Below are 17652 nucleotides of genomic sequence, written 5' to 3'. Positions count from 1 at the left end.
CATTAACCCGCCCTAATAATTCGTCATTCGAATTATATTTTGGCTGCGATATAACCTTGAGCCACATCAACATTGAGTCAGATTATTATCTAAACCAACATTCGCACACATTTTAAGTATTGCTGATAGAAACCATTCTCATTATCATTGTACTGTTGATTATTTAATCTCTCCTTCGTTGGCAAATCATCTGGTCTCATGTCGCTGTCAAACGCCCCATGAGGTAGTTATCCAGTTAATGAGAAACAAGTAGGCACCTATGCAATACACTCCAGATACTGCGTGGAAAATCACTGGCTTTTCCCGTGAAATCAGCCCGGCATATCGCCAAAAACTGCTTTCTCTTGGCATGTTACCTGGCTCCTCTTTTAATGTGGTGCGCGTCGCTCCACTCGGCGACCCCATTCATATCGAAACCCGTCGTGTAAGCCTGGTATTACGGAAAAAAGATCTGGCCTTATTAGAAGTGGAAGCGGTTTCCTGTTAATACGGTGATAACAACAATGAAAAAATTAACCATTGGCTTAATTGGTAATCCAAATTCTGGCAAGACAACCTTATTTAACCAGCTCACCGGCGCACGTCAGCGTGTAGGAAACTGGGCCGGCGTTACCGTCGAACGTAAAGAGGGTCAATTTTCCACCACCGATCATCAGGTCACGCTGGTGGATCTGCCCGGTACTTATTCTCTGACTACTATTTCATCGCAGACGTCGTTGGACGAGCAAATCGCCTGCCACTACATTTTGAGTGGCGACGCCGATCTGCTGATTAACGTGGTGGATGCGTCTAACCTTGAGCGTAACCTGTATCTGACGCTACAACTGCTGGAACTCGGTATTCCCTGCATCGTGGCGCTGAACATGCTCGACATTGCCGAGAAGCAAAATATTCGCATTGAAATTGATGCGCTGTCGGCGCGTCTTGGCTGCCCGGTAGTTCCACTGGTTTCCACGCGTGGTCGCGGTATCGAAGCTCTGAAACTGGCGATTGACCGCTACAGAGCCAACGACAATGTAGAACTGGTGCATTACGCACAGCCGCTGCTCAACGAAGCAGATTCACTGGCAAAAGTGATGCCGTCCGACATTCCGCTCAAACAGCGTCGCTGGCTGGGTCTGCAAATGCTGGAAGGCGATATCTACAGCCGCGCCTACGCCGGTGAAGCGTCGCAGCATCTGGATGCCGCCCTCGCCCGTCTGCGTAATGAGATGGACGATCCGGCGCTGCATATTGCCGATGCGCGTTACCAGTGTATTGCTGCTATCTGCGATGTGGTAAGCAACACGCTGACGGCAGAACCCAGTCGCTTCACCACGGCAGTGGATAAAATCGTGCTCAACCGTTTCCTCGGTCTGCCGATTTTCCTCTTTGTGATGTACCTGATGTTCCTGCTCGCTATCAACATCGGCGGGGCGTTACAGCCGCTGTTTGACGTCGGCTCCGTGGCGCTATTTGTGCATGGTATTCAGTGGATTGGCTACACGCTCCACTTCCCGGACTGGCTGACTATCTTCCTCGCCCAGGGCCTGGGCGGCGGTATTAACACCGTGCTGCCGCTGGTGCCGCAGATCGGCATGATGTACCTGTTCCTCTCCTTCCTCGAGGACTCCGGTTATATGGCGCGTGCGGCGTTTGTGATGGACCGTCTGATGCAGGCGCTGGGCTTGCCGGGGAAATCCTTTGTACCGCTGATCGTTGGTTTCGGTTGTAACGTACCGTCGGTAATGGGCGCGCGAACTCTTGATGCGCCGCGTGAACGCCTGATGACCATTATGATGGCACCGTTTATGTCCTGCGGCGCACGTCTGGCTATCTTCGCAGTATTTGCGGCTGCCTTCTTCGGGCAGAACGGCGCGCTGGCGGTCTTCTCGCTGTATATGCTGGGTATCGTGATGGCGGTGCTGACTGGCCTGATGCTCAAGTACACCATCATGCGCGGTGAAGCGACGCCGTTTGTCATGGAGCTGCCGGTCTACCATGTACCACACGTTAAGAGTCTGATTATCCAGACCTGGCAGCGTCTGAAAGGCTTCGTTCTGCGTGCTGGTAAAGTGATTATCATCGTCAGCATTTTCCTGAGCGCTTTCAACAGCTTCTCGCTGAGCGGAAAAATCGTCGATAACATCAACGACTCGGCGCTGGCTTCCGTCAGCCGGGTGATCACCCCGGTCTTCAAGCCGATTGGCGTACATGAAGATAACTGGCAGGCAACGGTTGGCCTGTTTACAGGTGCCATGGCGAAAGAAGTGGTGGTGGGTACGCTCAACACCCTCTACACCGCAGAAAATATTCAGGACGAAGAGTTCAATCCGGCGGAATTTAACCTCGGTGAAGAGCTGTTCAGTGCGGTAGATGAAACCTGGCAGAGCCTGAAAGATACCTTCAGCCTTAGCGTACTGATGAACCCGATTGAAGCGAGCAAAGGCGACGGCGAAATGGGTACCGGGGCGATGGGCGTGATGGATCAGAAATTCGGTAGCGCAGCTGCCGCATACAGCTACCTGATTTTCGTCCTGCTGTATGTACCGTGCATCTCGGTGATGGGTGCTATCGCGCGTGAATCAAGCCGTGGCTGGATGGGCTTCTCCATCCTGTGGGGGCTGAATATCGCTTACTCGCTGGCAACATTGTTCTATCAAGTCGCCAGCTACAGCCAGCATCCAACCTACAGTCTGGTATGCATTCTGGCGGTTATCCTGTTTAACATCGTGGTTATCGGTTTGCTGCGCCGCGCGCGTAGCCGGGTGGATATCGAACTGCTGGCAACGCGCAAGTCGGTAAGCAGTTGCTGTGCAGCCAGCACCACTGGCGATTGCCACTAAGGATACAGCAATGGCTTCGCTCATTCAGGTGCGTGATTTGCTGGCGTTACGGGGTCGTATGGAAGCGGCCCAGATAAGCCAGGCATTGAACACTCCGCAGCCAATGATTAACGCCATGCTGCAACAGCTGGAAAGTATGGGCAAAGCCGTGCGGATTCAGGAAGAACCTGACGGCTGCCTCTCTGGCAGTTGTAAAAGCTGCCCGGAAGGCAAAGCCTGCCTGCGCGAGTGGTGGGCGCTGCGTTAACCATACTCCACCGCCTGTTTTGAAAAGCCCGGTATGCGTTTGCAACCGGGCTTTTTTTGCGTGCGGCTTTCCATAAAAATGCAATTCTTGCAGCACGACGGAAGTTCCTCTGAAAGTGTCTCGCAGGGATGAAAACTGGCTAATGCACAGGTGTGGAGTGGCGCGTAGAGTCGCGGCATTCAAACAACAGGTGAAGGAACGCCATGAGCAAAAAGCAGAGTTCCACCCCACACGATGCACTGTTCAAACTCTTTTTACGCCAACCGGACACGGCACGCGATTTTCTTGCGTTCCATTTACCGGCCCCCATTCACGCGCTCTGTGATATGAAAACCCTCAAGCTGGAGTCGAGCAGTTTTATTGATGACGATCTGCGTGAAAGCTACTCCGACGTGCTGTGGTCGGTGAAAACGGAACAAGGACCAGGATACATCTATTGCCTGATTGAACATCAAAGCACCTCAAACAAACTGATCGCATTTCGCATGATGCGCTACGCCATTGCCGCAATGCAAAACCACCTTGATGCCGGATACAAAACGTTGCCGATGGTGGTGCCGTTGTTGTTTTACCACGGTATTGAAAGCCCCTATCCCTATTCGCTGTGTTGGCTGGATTGTTTCGCCGATCCCAACCTGGCCAGGCAGCTTTATGCCTCTGCATTTCCGCTGATTGATGTCACCGTCATGCCTGATGATGAAATCATGCAGCACCGACGCATGGCGCTGCTGGAGTTAATTCAAAAACATATACGCCAACGCGACCTGATGGGGCTGGTAGAGCAAATGGCCTGCTTATTAAGTAGTGGATACGCTAATGACAGACAAATCAAAGGGCTGTTTAATTACATACTGCAAACCGGCGACGCGGTACGTTTTAACGATTTTATCGACGGCGTTACCGAACGTTCACCAAAACACAAGGAGAGTTTAATGACTATTGCGGAAAGATTGCGGCAGGAGGGGTTTCAGAAAGGTATACGTGCTATTGCCAAAACCATGCTGGATGCCGGAGTCCCTCTTGAGGACGTTCTGCGATTTACCGGGCTGTCAGAGGAAGAATTGGCTGCGGCGAGCCAGTAGACACTATCCCCTGCTTAAGTGCTACTTTGTGCTATCTTACGTGTAACACAAAGTAGCACTTAGGAACTGATATGCAGACAGTGAAATTACGGCAACAAGGAGGAGCCATGATCGTTACTATCCCACGAGATGTTGCCATCGACCTTGGCTGGTCACCGGGCACAGAGCTTACCGTGGAGAAAAAAGGCGATAGCGTTAATTTGCGCGCAACAGAGCACAAACCACGTGGGCGTCTTACCGTCGCGCAGTTGTTGAGTCAGATCGATGAAAGCGAAATTACGGAGCTAAATCAGTCCACAGAAGGATGGGCTGAAGGGAAAAAAGGTAATGAAGCATGGTAAAGGCACGGACGCCACATCGTGGTGAGATCTGGTATTTTAACCCTGATCCGGTTGCCGGGCATGAACTTCGGGGGCCACATTATTGCATTGTGGTAACAGACAAAGAACTCAACAATGTTTTAAAAGTTGCTATGTGCTGTCCGATTTCAACAGGGGCAAATGCAGCACGTTCCACAGGGGTGACGGTGAACGTCCTCCCCCATGATACGCAAACCGGTAACCTGCATGGCGTTGTGCTTTGTCACCAGCTGAAAGCCGTCGATCTTATTGCCCGTGGCGCTAAATTTCATACTGTTGCCGATGAAGCATTGATTAGTGAGGTGATCGGTAAACTGGTGAATATAATCGACCCACAACAGTAACCCTCACTTCCTGCCTACACCCTCTGCTTCAATGCCACCAGCAGGTGACAAAACTCGTCCGGATGCGAAATAAACGGCGCATGGGCCGCTTTGGCGAAGATGTATGACTCGCTGTGCGGCCAGAGTTTATCCAGCATCGGCACCACTTTGCGCGGCACCAGACCGTCGAGATAGCCATACAATCGCAAAAACGGCATAGGTACGTTTTGCAGCGGCTGACGGAGATCGACCGTTTTCAGAATTTCCAGCCCACCATTAAGCACGTCAACCTCCGGCATCGGTAACGCCAGAACGGTTTTCTTCAGCGCTCGCGCATCCTGGCGTGCCGTTTCTGTACCCATGGTTTGTAACGCAAGGAACCGTTCTACTGTCCGCTGAAAATCTTCACTCAGTTGCTGCTGGAAACCTGCTAGCACGTCCGGTTTTATCCCAGGCCAGCCGTCACAAGCACTGAAACACGGTGACGATGCCACGGTAACCAACGCCTGAACACGCTCGGGATGGGTTAACGCAATCTGGCTTGCCACCAGTCCACCCAGACTCCAGCCCAGCCAGATGGCCTTATCTGGTGCCTGTCGCAGCACGACTTCTGCCATCTCAGCAAGCGACATCGCACCAAATCCCTGGCTGCGCCCGAAGCCGGGCAGGTCAACAAGGTGCAGTGTAAAATGCGAGCTAAGTTCCTCGTCAATGCAACGCCACACTTCGGCATTCAGTCCCCATCCGTGCAGCAGCACAAGATGAACATTCCCCTGACCTTTGGTCTGCCACCAGATGTTATTCATCCGCTATTGTTCTCTTTTGACTTACAAGGATGAACATATGCTAACAGTACCGGGATTATGCTGGCTATGCCGAATGCCGCTGGCGTTAGGTCATTGGGGGATTTGTTCGGTCTGTTCACGCGCCGCCCGTACAGATAAAACGTTATGCCCACAATGTGGATTACCCGCCACACACTCCCATCTTCCTTGCGGTCGCTGCCTGCAAAAACCGCCGTCCTGGCAAAGACTGGTCACGGTCGCCAACTATGCGCCGCCATTAAGTCCGCTCATCCACCAACTTAAGTTTTCGCGACGTAGTGAAATCGCCAGCGCCCTGGCACGTCTGTTACTATTGGAAGTCTTACACGCCCGTCGGACTACCGGATTACAACTGCCGGATCGCATCATCAGCGTTCCGTTATGGCAGCGGCGTCACTGGCGTCGGGGATTTAATCAGAGCGATTTGCTGTGTCAGCCGTTATCACGCTGGTTGCACTGCCAGTGGGATAGCGAAGCCGTCGTACGAACACGGGCCACCGCTATCCAGCATTTTCTCAGTGCCCGGCTGCGCAAGCGCAACCTGAAAAATGCTTTTCGCCTTGAATTGCCTGTGCAAGGTCGCCATATGGTGATTGTGGATGATGTCGTTACCACCGGAAGTACCGTCGCAGAGATTGCGCAGCTGCTTTTACGCAATGGTGCGGCGACAGTCCAGGTCTGGTGCCTTTGTCGAACCTTGTAGAGCCTCGATGATGGGCGTATTATAACCAACTAAAATAGTCAACTATTAGGCCATTACTATGATCCGTATTTCCGATGCTGCACAAGCGCACTTTGCCAAACTGCTGGCAAACCAGGAAGAAGGGACACAAATCCGCGTATTTGTGATTAACCCTGGCACGCCTAACGCTGAATGTGGCGTTTCTTATTGTCCGCCGGACGCTGTGGAAGCCACCGACACCGCCCTGAAATTTGACCTGCTGACTGCGTATGTTGATGAGTTAAGCGCGCCATACCTGGAAGATGCAGAGATCGACTTTGTTACCGACCAGTTGGGTTCCCAGTTAACACTGAAAGCCCCGAACGCCAAAATGCGTAAAGTGGCTGACGATGCGCCACTGATGGAGCGTGTGGAGTATATGCTGCAATCGCAGATCAACCCGCAACTTGCCGGTCACGGTGGTCGCGTTTCGCTGATGGAAATCACCGAAGACGGTTACGCCATTCTGCAATTCGGCGGCGGCTGTAACGGTTGTTCTATGGTCGATGTGACGCTGAAAGAAGGGATCGAGAAGCAGCTGCTGAACGAATTCCCGGAGCTGAAAGGTGTACGCGATCTCACCGAACACCAGCGCGGCGAGCACTCTTACTACTAAGTCACCCCTCTTTTGTAGATAGCCCGATGCGACGCTAAAGCGTCTTATCGGGCCGTCTGCCAGGCATTGGCTCTACATTGACTCGGCAAATCCATCCCTTCGTTTCCCCGCGATAATATGACCAACCTCTCATAATTTAAATTTACCCCGCTCTGGTGATTCTCAAGCACGCAATGTTACCCGTATCATTTACATGGGCACCAAACACACTCATAACATCTGACTACACTAATTAGTTTTAGAAGTCGTCAGCCATGGTGCTGTTATATCTCTGTTCCCAGTTGGGACGATCAGAATTTATCGTCAGAAGCCTGACGTTACCCATAACAAATGAAAGGCCAGGTAAATCATGCCATTAGTCATTGTTGCTATCGGTGTAATCTTGTTATTACTCCTGATGATCCGCTTCAAAATGAACGGTTTCATCGCTCTCGTCCTGGTGGCGCTTGCTGTTGGATTAATGCAAGGTATGCCACTGGATAAAGTTATTGGCTCAATCAAAGCCGGTGTCGGCGGTACGCTCGGCAGCCTTGCCCTGATCATGGGTTTTGGCGCGATGCTGGGCAAAATGCTGGCAGACTGCGGTGGTGCACAACGTATCGCCACCACGCTGATTGCCAAATTTGGTAAAAAGCACATCCAGTGGGCAGTGGTACTGACCGGTTTCACCGTTGGTTTTGCCCTGTTCTATGAAGTGGGTTTCGTACTGATGCTGCCTCTGGTGTTCACTATCGCTGCAGCGGCGAATATTCCACTGTTGTACGTTGGTGTACCGATGGCTGCTGCGCTGTCTGTTACTCACGGTTTCCTGCCGCCGCATCCGGGTCCGACTGCGATTGCCACCATCTTCCAGGCCGACATGGGTAAAACCCTGCTGTACGGCACCATTCTGGCAATCCCGACCGTTATTCTTGCTGGTCCGGTTTACGCTCGCGTGCTGAAAGGTATCGATAAGCCAATCCCGGAAGGTCTGTACAGCGCGAAAACCTTCAGTGAAGAAGAGATGCCTAGCTTTGGCGTCAGCGTCTGGACTTCTCTGGTGCCAGTTGTGCTGATGGCGATGCGTGCGATTGCCGAAATGATCCTGCCGAAAGGTCACGCTTTCCTGCCGGTGGCGGAGTTCCTCGGTGACCCGGTAATGGCAACGCTGATTGCTGTGCTGATTGCGATGTTCACCTTTGGTCTGAACCGTGGCCGTTCAATGGATCAGATTAACGACACGCTGGTTTCTTCCATCAAAATCATCGCGATGATGCTGTTGATTATCGGTGGTGGCGGTGCGTTCAAGCAGGTGCTGGTAGACAGCGGCGTGGACAAATACATTGCTTCCATGATGCACGAAACCAACATTTCTCCGCTGCTGATGGCATGGTCGATTGCTGCCGTACTGCGTATCGCGCTGGGTTCCGCAACCGTTGCGGCAATCACTGCGGGGGGTATCGCGGCACCGCTGATTGCAACGACAGGCGTTAGCCCAGAGCTGATGGTTATTGCGGTTGGTTCCGGTAGTGTGATTTTCTCGCACGTGAACGATCCGGGCTTCTGGCTGTTCAAAGAGTACTTTAACCTGACTATCGGCGAGACCATCAAATCCTGGTCGATGCTGGAAACCATTATCTCAGTGTGCGGTCTGGTTGGCTGTCTGCTGCTGAATATGGTGATTTGATAATACTGATGGCCGGATGCGGCGTGAACGCCTTATCCGGCCTACGATTCGGCATTAATTAGTAGGCCGGATAAGACGCGTCAAGCGTCGCATCCGGCATCAAACGTACTCTACTTCTTCTTCGCTGCCGCCCTGCGCCGCTTGTCCAGATCCTTAATCAACTTGTTCACCCCATCATCGGCAAACATCGTCTCAAGCGTTGCGGAAAGCTTGCGTCGCCAGTTTTTGTACTGGTAGCTGGTTCCAGGAATATTTACCGGTTCCGCCATATCCAGCCAGTCTTCCGGCTGTAGCCCTAACAGGGCGCTGTTACTGTCGGCAATGTAGCGTTGCAAACCACGATTAAGCGTCGGCGTCATCGCCATCAGCGACGCCTTATGCCCGGCGTGTTTAGGCAGACAACCGTATTTATGCAGTGCATCCAGCAGCCCCTGCTTCGCCAGTTCGCGATCCTGATACAAACCGCGTAGCACCTCTTCATCCGGATACAGCCCCAGCGTTTTGCCCAGCGTTAAATCACCGCTTTCCCAGTAGCCACGCAGCGTTGGCAGGTCGTGTGTCGCCGCAACTGCCATCGACTGCTCCGGGTACGCTTTCGGCGCGCGGAATGTCTTCTCGTGGTCGCTTTCGAAATAGAGCACTTTATAGGAGTAAACACCGCTACTGCGCAGTTTACCGACAATCTCTACTGGTACAGTGCCGAGATCTTCGCCAATCACCATGCAGCGATGACGCTGACTTTCAAGTGCCAGAATCGAGAGCAGATCATCCACCGGATAGTGAACATATGCCCCCTGATCCGCCGTCTCGCCATACGGTATCCACCACAAACGCAGCATCGACATCACATGGTCAATTCGTAATGCGCCGCAGTTTTGCATATTGGCACGCAGCAGCTCGATAAACGGTTCATAGGCGCGCGCGGTGATGATATGCGGGTCCATCGGCGGCAAGCCCCAATTCTGCCCCAACGGGCCGAGGATATCCGGCGGCGCGCCAACCGACGCTTTCAGGCAATACAGTTCACGGTCGCACCAGGTTTCTGCCCCACCTTCTGCTACACCAACCGCCAGGTCACGATACAAGCCAATCGGCATTTCATAGCCCTGGCTTATCTCCCAGCAGGCGGCAAACTGGCTGTAAGCCAGCCACTGCAACCAGAGATAAAAATCGACGTCATCGCGATGTTCTTCGCAGAACTGACGCACTTCTGGCGAATCCACGTTCTGATACATCTCAGGCCATGCTGGCCAGCCCCAGCGCATTTCGTCTTCTTTCACTTGCTGGGCATGTAGCGCATCAAAGGCTGCCTGCCAAAACAGGCTGTCGCCTTGCTCTGCAACAAACTGGCGAAACGCGGTCATCTGCTCATCATCACGTTGCGCGAAACCTTTCCACGCCATACGCAATGCTGTCATTTTCAGGGCGGTAACCGTGGAGTAATCGACCCAGTCGGCATCCCGCGCCTGTTGCAGCGTCTGCTGCGTCGTCGGCATCTGCCACCAGGTTTGCGCCTCTTCGCTAAGCTGAAAATCTTCAACGGCGTTGACGTCGATATAAATCACGTTCAGCCAGCGGCGAGAAGACGGGCTATATGGGCTGGCGCTTTCCGGGTTTGCCGGATAGAGCGCATGAATCGGATTCAGGCCGATGAACGACCCGCCACGTTTTGCCACATCCACCAGCATCGCTTTAAGATCGCCAAAATCCCCAATACCCCAGTTTTTTTCCGATCGCAGCGTATAAAGCTGAACGCAGGCCCCCCACAGCTTTTGCTTGTTGAGCAATGCCTGCGGTTCGTAGCAGCGTTTCGGGGCGACAATCACCCGACAATGAGCACGCTGTTCATCCTGAGTAAGCGTCAGCGTGTGATAACCTTCCGGCAGCTTCGTCGGTAGATTGAACGCGTTACCACCGCTCACGTGGCCTTTGTACTGCGTACCTTCTTCGGTGGTCAGCAACCAGCTAAATTCGCCGCTGCCCTCTACCGCCATTGGCATTTTTTTCCCGGCGGTATATACCATGACATTTGGCACTGGTGTTACCGCCACTTTCGTGGCGGTACTTTGATGCATCGCATCAAGCAAACGCCGTTTGGTTTCGGCGCTAATCGACTGCGGTTTTCCGTGGGCATTGATGTAATTGGGGCTGATCCCCGCCGCCAACGCGGCTTTATCCAGACGTTTGCTTTCCATCGCGCTTCCTTAGCGTTTTGCCTGCCAGATACGAGCCTGATAATCACGGATTGAGCGATCCGAGCTGAACATACCGCAGCGGGCGGTATTGAGGATCGCCGCACGAGTCCAGGCCTCCTGGTCGCGGTACAGCACATCCACGCGTTTTTGCGCTTCGACATAAGCCGCAAAGTCCGCCATCACCAGATACGGATCGCCGCCCTGCTTACCGAGGCTATGCAGCATCTGGTCAAACGCGTGTTTATCGCCATCGCTATATTTGCCGCTTTCCAGCTCTTTTAATACCGCATCAAGCACCTTATCTTTCTTCCGCCATTTCACCGGGTCATAGCCCTTCGCTTTCAGCGCCTTAACCTGCTCGACGGTATGACCAAAGATAAAGATGTTCTCTTCACCGACTTTCTCGGCTATCTCCACGTTTGCGCCATCCAGCGTGCCGACAGTGAGCGCACCGTTAAGCGCCAGTTTCATATTGCCAGTACCAGAAGCTTCTTTACCTGCGGTGGAGATCTGTTCGGAGATATCCGCCGCCGGGATCAGCATTTCCGCAGCAGATACACAATAATCTGGCAGGAATACAACCTTCAGCTTGTCGCCCACCTGCGGATCGTTGTTGATCACGTCAGCCACTTTGTTGATCGCAAAGATAATATTCTTCGCCAGGTAGTAGCCCGGTGCCGCTTTCGCGCCGAAGAGGAAGACGCGCGGTACGCGGTCAGCCTGCGGGTTTTCACGAATTTCTTTGTACAACGCCAGAATATGCAGCAGATTCAGGTGCTGGCGTTTGTACTCGTGCAGGCGTTTGATCTGAATATCGAAAATCGCCTGAGGATTGATTTCAATACCGGTACGGACTTTCACAAACTCCGCCAGACGAACTTTATTGGCCTGTTTGATCTCGCGATATTGCTGACGGAATTTCTCGTCATCAGCGAATTTTTCCAGATTAATCAGTTGATCGAGATCGTTAGCCCACTCTTTTTTCAGTGACTTATCCAACAATGCTGCCAGTGCCGGGTTGCACTGTTTGATCCAGCGACGTGGAGTAATACCGTTGGTGACGTTATGGAATTTGTTCGGCCATAGCTGGTGATATTCCGGGAACAGATCTTTCACCACCAGATCCGAGTGCAGCGCCGCCACACCGTTCACCGCAAAGCCGCTTACCACGCACATATTGGCCATGCGAACTTGTTTGTCATGCACCACCGCCAGCTTCGCCCATACCGCTTTATCGCCCGGCCAGGTTTTTTCCACCAGCTTCTTAAAGCGGTTGTTAATTTCGTTGATTAACTGCATATGGCGTGGCAGCAGGGCTTTTACCAGTTTCTCATCCCAGCACTCAAGTGCTTCTGGCATTAGGGTATGGTTGGTATAAGCAAAGGTATTGCTGGTGATTGCCCATGCGTCATCCCAGCTCATCTGGTGCTCATCGATCAGCACACGAAGCAGCTCCGGAATAGCGATAGTCGGGTGGGTATCGTTCAGTTGAATGACTTCGTAATCTGCCAGCTCGTGCAGTTTACGCCCCGCCAGATGATGACGGCGCAGAATGTCGGCAACCGAACAAGCACACTGGAAATATTGCTGCATCAGACGCAGTTTTTTACCGGCAGTATGGTTGTCGTTCGGATAGAGCACTTTAGTCAGTTTTTCAGCGTCGATGCCCTGTTGTTCAGCACGCAGGAAATCGCCGTCGTTGAATTTGGTGAGGTTAAACGGATGCGCATGTGTCGCTTGCCATAAACGCAGCGGCTGCGCCACACCATTTCGGTAGCCCAACACAGGTAAATCCCACGCCTGGCCGGTAATGGTAAATGCGGGCTCCCAACGTCCGTCTTTCGTGACCTTGCCACCAATCCCAACCTGCACGTCAAGCGCTTCATTATGGCTGAACCACGGATAGTTACCGCGATGCCAGTCATCTGGCGCTTCCATTTGTTGACCGTCAACAAACGACTGACGGAACAGACCATATTGATAGTTCAGACCATAGCCTGTTGCGGACTGTCCGACGGTCGCCATTGAGTCGAGGAAACATGCCGCCAGACGGCCCAGACCGCCGTTGCCCAGCGCCGGGTCAGTCTCTTCTTCCAGCAAATCTGTCAGATTGATGTCATAAGACTTCAGCGAATCCTGAACAGCCTGATACCAACCGAGATTTAACAGGTTGTTCCCCGTCAGACGACCAATCAAAAACTCCATTGAGATGTAGTTGACATGGCGCTGATTCGTCGTCGATTTGGCAAAAGGCTGGGCGCGCAGCATTTCCGCCAGCGCTTCACTCACTGCCTGCCACCACTGGCGAGGGGTCATCTCAGCTGCCGAAGTTAAACCATAACGCTGCCATTGACGTGACAGGGCTTCCTGAAATTGCTTTTCATTAAAAATGGGTTGTGACATAGGAGTTCCAGTTTTCTTAGACATTAAACACAACGTTATCGTTAGTTTGCCAGGCTCCATGTTGACCTTCCTCATCCTACTGGGGATTAGGCGGGGAGGAGTGACGGGGATGAGCAAGAAAATGTGATCGCGAACACTTAAAGGTAGTGCAATCAACTGCAAAAGCACTGGCCCAGTGCCAAAGCGCGCAGAAAACTGACGATTAACAGTAAGAAAGGGCCGTTGCGTATTATCAAAAAGCGGAAAGCCACTCTATAAATTAAGTAAAGCAGCGAAATAGTTTCAGCAATGAAATACCAATCGAGATTCATCTCATTCTTAATAGATTTATTAAGATCATCTTTTTAGATAGACCTTTCATCATGAATTAAGGGAGCATCATTGCTTTAATAACACTATTGAACCACGAGAAAACACCATAAGATCCAGTATCTACGCTGGATCAGCGTAGTTTTAAGATGAAACATTAATAAAGGTTTTGAATTGTGACAGAGTGCAAATTCAGACACATAAAAAACCGTCATCGCTTGCATTGCACAGATTTCTGGCCGACCTTATAACCATTAATTACGAAGCGCAAAAAAAATAATATTTCCTCAATTTCCACAGTGAAGTGATTAACTATGCTGATTCCGTCAAAATTAAGTCGTCCGGTTCGACTCGACCATACCGTGGTTCGTGAGCGCCTGCTGGCTAAACTTTCCGGCGCGAACAACTTCAGGCTGGTGCTGATCACAAGTCCTGCGGGCTACGGAAAGACAACGCTCATATCCCAATGGGCGGCAGGCAAAAACGATTTGGGCTGGTACTCGCTGGATGACGGCGATAACCAGCAAGAACGTTTCGCCAGCTACCTGATTGCCGCAATTCAACAGGCCACCAACGGGCATTGCCCCGCCAGTGAAGTGATGGCGCAAAAGCGGCAATATGCCAGTCTATCCTCACTTTTTGCCCAACTGTTTATCGAACTGGCAGAGTGGCACCAGCCGCTCTACCTGGTTATTGACGATTATCATCTGATCACCAACCCAGTGATTCACGAGTCAATGCGCTTCTTTATTCGTCATCAACCAGAAAATCTGACCCTGGTGGTTTTGTCGCGCAATCTTCCGCAACTGGGTATTGCCAATTTGCGTGTACGTGACCAACTGCTGGAAATTGGCAGCCAGCAACTGGCGTTTACCCACCAGGAAGCCAAGCAGTTTTTTGATTGCCGTCTGTCTTCGCCCATTGAAGCCGCTGAAAGTAGCCGGATTTGCGATGACGTTTCTGGTTGGGCAACGGCTTTACAATTAATCGCCCTCTCCGTCCGACAGAATACCCACTCTGCGCACAAATCCGCACGTCGCCTGGCGGGCATTAATGCCAGCCATCTTTCTGATTATCTGGTCGATGAAGTGTTGGATAACGTTGATCTGGCGACGCGCCATTTTCTACTGAAAAGTGCCATTTTACGCTCGATGAACGATGCGCTAATCACCCGCGTGACCGGTGAAGACAACGGGCAAATGCGCCTCGAAGAAATTGAACGTCAGGGACTGTTTTTGCAACGGATGGATGATACCGGCGAGTGGTTCTGCTATCACCCGTTGTTTGGCAACTTCCTGCGCCAGCGCTGCCAGTGGGAACTGGCGGCGGAACTGCCGGAAATTCACCGTGCTGCCGCAGAAAGCTGGATGGCGCAAGGTTTTCCCAGCGAAGCTATTCATCATGCGCTGGCCGCAGGCGACGCGCTGATGCTGCGCGATATTCTGCTTAATCACGCCTGGAGTTTGTTCAACCATAGCGAACTGTCACTGCTGGAAGAGTCGCTCAACGCCCTGCCGTGGGACAGCCTGCTGGAAAACCCACAGCTGGTGTTGTTGCAGGCGTGGCTGATGCAAAGCCAACATCGCTATGGCGAAGTGAACACCCTGCTGGCGCGTGCCGAGCATGAGATCAAGGACATCAGAGAAGGTACCATGCACGCAGAATTTAACGCTCTGCGCGCCCAGGTGGCTATTAACGACGGCAATCCGGATGAAGCCGAGCGGCTGGCAAAACTGGCGCTGGAAGAACTGCCCCCGGGCTGGTTCTACAGCCGCATTGTGGCAACCTCCGTGCTTGGCGAAGTGTTGCACTGCAAAGGCGAATTGACCCGCTCACTGGCGTTAATGCAGCAAACCGAACAAATGGCGCGCCAGCACGATGTCTGGCACTACGCCTTGTGGAGTTTAATCCAGCAAAGTGAAATTCTGTTTGCCCAAGGGTTCCTGCAAACCGCGTGGGAAACACAGGAAAAAGCGTTCCAGTTGATAAACGAGCAGCATCTGGAACAGTTGCCGATGCATGAGTTTCTGGTGCGCATCCGTGCACAGCTGCTATGGGCCTGGGCGCGACTGGATGAAGCCGAAGCGTCGGCGCGTAGCGGGATTGAAGTCTTGTCGTCTTATCAGCCGCAGCAACAGCTTCAATGCCTGGCAATGTTGATTCAATGCTCGCTGGCCCGTGGCGATTTAGATAATGCCCGTAGCCAGCTTAACCGTCTGGAAAACCTGCTGGGGAATGGCAAATATCACAGCGACTGGATCTCTAACGCCAACAAAGTTCGCGTGATTTACTGGCAGATGACCGGAGATAAAGCGGCTGCCGCCAACTGGCTGAGCCATACTGCGAAGCCGGAATTTGCCAATAACCACTTCCTGCAAGGTCAATGGCGCAACATTGCCCGCGCACAAATCTTGCTGGGCGAGTTTGAACCGGCGGAAATAGTCCTCGAAGAACTGAACGAAAACGCCCGCAGTCTGCGGTTAATGAGCGACCTCAACCGTAACCTGCTTTTACTCAATCAGTTGTACTGGCAAGCCGGGCGTAAAAGCGACGCCCAGCGTGTGCTGCTGGATGCATTAAAACTGGCAAACCGCACTGGATTTATCAGTCATTTTGTCATTGAAGGCGAAGCGATGGCGCAACAACTGCGCCAGCTGATTCAGCTTAATACGCTGCCGGAACTGGAACAGCACCGCGCGCAGCGTATTCTGCGGGAAATCAATCAACATCATCGACATAAATTCGCCCATTTCGATGAGAGTTTCGTTGAACGTCTGCTAAATCATCCGGAAGTGCCAGAACTTATCCGCACCAGCCCGCTGACACAACGTGAATGGCAAGTACTGGGGCTGATTTACTCCGGTTACAGCAACGAACAAATTGCGGGCGAGCTGGAAGTCGCAGCGACCACTATCAAGACGCATATCCGCAACCTGTATCAGAAACTCGGCGTCGCCCACCGCCAGGCTGCGGTACAACACGCGCAGAAACTGCTGAAGATGATGGGGTATGGAGTGTGAATTTAGCCGGATAACGCGCCAGATCCGGCTTACATCTCTGCATCATTCAACGCTCACTCGCGTTACGCCGTCTGTTTCTGTCAGACTGAACTGCACGGGCAAGAAACGCTCCACCACGGCAATATTGGTCAGCAGATGGCATGAGGGATGGGCGACCGTAAATTGTCCCGCGCCCGCCAGCGCCATCGGCAGAACCAGCTGGTCAGCGAGATATTCCCCCACCGCCGCCGGGCTTGCCAGGTAGCGTTTCACCTCTTTCACTAACTGTGCCGCGACCACCTCGGCACTGACGCGCTTTTCACCGACGACAAAAAAGCGTTCGGTGATATTTTCACTTTCGACTTCAAGCGAGACGGTATTACCCGGCCCCTGGTCGCGCGGCAGGCTATGAATATTCTGCTCATGCAGGGAAAAACTCCCCGCCAGTGTAGCAATTTCACGCTCAGCAACATGGCGCGGCACACCAGCCAGTAGCACCTCACCACGCATCCGCACAATGTTCCCGCGCTCGCCAAGTTGCAATGTGTTAAACGATGCCACCGGCGAGACTTCCGTCACCACCACGCCGCCTCCGGCAGGATAAAAACCGTGACGCAACAGCGTGGTTTGCTGATGAATTCCCATTTTCGTCAACAGCGGCTCCAGCACCCGGCGGATAAAATCCGCAGGCGGGGCCGACGGGTTATCGGTACCGCCGCTCACTTCAACACGCGAAGGTCCATCGGCAAACCACAGCGCGGGCAGCACCGTTTGCAGCACCAGCGTACAGCTTCCGGCACTACCGATAGCAAAGCGGTAATCGCCGCCGCGCACGGTGCCAGGCCGGAAGAGCAGGTGCTGCGACCCCAGCTCCGCGCCTTCCACCGTTGCTCCGCAAATTTCCGCAGCCGCTTTTACCGCGGTCAGATGCTGGCGCAACAGCCCCGGTTTCGCCCGCCCGGCACGAATGCCGGTGATGGTAAATGGCTGGCAGGTTATCATAGACAGGCTCAGCGCCGAGCGCAGGATCTGCCCGCCGCCTTCGCCCTGTGCGCCATCCAGCGCAATCATCCTTTTCATCAT

14 protein-coding genes are annotated in these 17652 nt (G+C 52.8%); 10 read left to right on the top strand and 4 right to left on the bottom strand.

Going from position 1 to position 17652, the window contains the following annotated elements:
* Window positions 1–259 precede the first annotated feature (259 nt).
* From feoA to FFT88_RS02685, 6 genes are all read left to right on the top strand, one after another.
* Entirely contained in the window at window positions 260–487 is a 228-nt protein-coding gene (gene feoA, locus FFT88_RS02710; protein ID WP_001200455.1) for a ferrous iron transporter A, read from the top strand.
* A 16-nt stretch (window positions 488–503) separates the two neighbouring features.
* Window positions 504–2825, top strand: a complete 2322-nt coding sequence (gene feoB, locus FFT88_RS02705) for a Fe(2+) transporter permease subunit FeoB (protein ID WP_135405507.1) — start codon at window positions 504–506, stop codon at window positions 2823–2825.
* A 10-nt stretch (window positions 2826–2835) separates the two neighbouring features.
* On the top strand, window positions 2836–3072 hold the full coding sequence (gene feoC, locus FFT88_RS02700; protein WP_001306319.1) for a [Fe-S]-dependent transcriptional repressor FeoC: 237 nt from the start codon (window positions 2836–2838) through the stop codon (window positions 3070–3072).
* Between the two features lie 203 nt (window positions 3073–3275).
* Window positions 3276–4154, top strand: a complete 879-nt coding sequence (rpnA, locus tag FFT88_RS02695) for a recombination-promoting nuclease RpnA (RefSeq protein ID WP_135405506.1) — start codon at window positions 3276–3278, stop codon at window positions 4152–4154.
* Window positions 4155–4225: 71 nt separating this feature from the next.
* Window positions 4226–4495: an AbrB/MazE/SpoVT family DNA-binding domain-containing protein gene (locus FFT88_RS02690; RefSeq protein ID WP_135405505.1), complete on the top strand. Its 270-nt coding sequence runs from the start codon at window positions 4226–4228 to the stop codon at window positions 4493–4495.
* Window positions 4489–4857 carry a type II toxin-antitoxin system PemK/MazF family toxin gene (locus tag FFT88_RS02685; protein ID WP_130221387.1) on the top strand — a complete coding sequence of 123 codons (369 nt, stop codon included), beginning with the start codon at window positions 4489–4491 and terminating at the stop codon, window positions 4855–4857. The genes FFT88_RS02690 and FFT88_RS02685 overlap by 7 nt, the downstream gene beginning before the upstream one ends.
* 14 nt (window positions 4858–4871) lie before the next feature.
* Here the strand turns inward: FFT88_RS02685 and bioH are convergent, their stop codons facing one another.
* Entirely contained in the window at window positions 4872–5642 is a 771-nt protein-coding gene (gene bioH / locus FFT88_RS02680) for a pimeloyl-ACP methyl ester esterase BioH (RefSeq protein WP_130217674.1), read from the bottom strand.
* A 37-nt stretch (window positions 5643–5679) separates the two neighbouring features.
* On the opposite strand from bioH, the gene gntX reads away from it, so the two are divergent.
* The 3 genes from gntX (at window position 5680) to gntT (ending at window position 8663) form a co-directional block, all read left to right on the top strand.
* Window positions 5680–6363, top strand: a complete 684-nt coding sequence (gene gntX / locus FFT88_RS02675) for a DNA utilization protein GntX (protein ID WP_135405504.1) — start codon at window positions 5680–5682, stop codon at window positions 6361–6363.
* Between the two features lie 58 nt (window positions 6364–6421).
* The gene (gene nfuA / locus FFT88_RS02670) at window positions 6422–6997 is read left to right on the top strand and encodes a Fe-S biogenesis protein NfuA (RefSeq protein ID WP_000619389.1); all 576 of its coding nucleotides are present in this window, start codon (window positions 6422–6424) and stop codon (window positions 6995–6997) included.
* 349 nt (window positions 6998–7346) lie between these two features.
* A complete protein-coding gene (gene gntT, locus FFT88_RS02665; RefSeq protein ID WP_001131744.1) occupies window positions 7347–8663 on the top strand; it encodes a gluconate transporter in 1317 nt (438 codons plus the stop codon).
* Between the two features lie 110 nt (window positions 8664–8773).
* Here gntT and malQ read toward each other — a convergent pair whose 3' ends face one another.
* Window positions 8774–10858: a 4-alpha-glucanotransferase gene (gene malQ, locus FFT88_RS02660; RefSeq protein ID WP_135405503.1), complete on the bottom strand. Its 2085-nt coding sequence runs from the start codon at window positions 10856–10858 to the stop codon at window positions 8774–8776.
* A gap of 9 nt (window positions 10859–10867) precedes the next feature.
* Entirely contained in the window at window positions 10868–13261 is a 2394-nt protein-coding gene (gene malP, locus FFT88_RS02655; RefSeq protein WP_135405502.1) for a maltodextrin phosphorylase, read from the bottom strand.
* Window positions 13262–13884: 623 nt separating this feature from the next.
* Between malP and malT the strand changes: the two genes are divergently transcribed.
* Window positions 13885–16590 (top strand): HTH-type transcriptional regulator MalT, encoded by a 2706-nt coding sequence (gene malT, locus FFT88_RS02650; RefSeq protein WP_130217682.1) that lies wholly within the window; start codon window positions 13885–13887, stop codon window positions 16588–16590.
* 42 nt (window positions 16591–16632) lie between these two features.
* Here the strand turns inward: malT and rtcA are convergent, their stop codons facing one another.
* Window positions 16633–17649, bottom strand: a complete 1017-nt coding sequence (gene rtcA / locus FFT88_RS02645; protein ID WP_135405545.1) for an RNA 3'-terminal phosphate cyclase — start codon at window positions 17647–17649, stop codon at window positions 16633–16635.
* Between the last annotated feature and the right edge of the window lie 3 nt (window positions 17650–17652).

It is taken from the genome of Escherichia sp. E4930, assembly GCF_005845405.1.
Taxonomy (GTDB): domain Bacteria; phylum Pseudomonadota; class Gammaproteobacteria; order Enterobacterales; family Enterobacteriaceae; genus Escherichia.
This window is presented reverse-complemented; position numbering and strand designations above follow the sequence as displayed.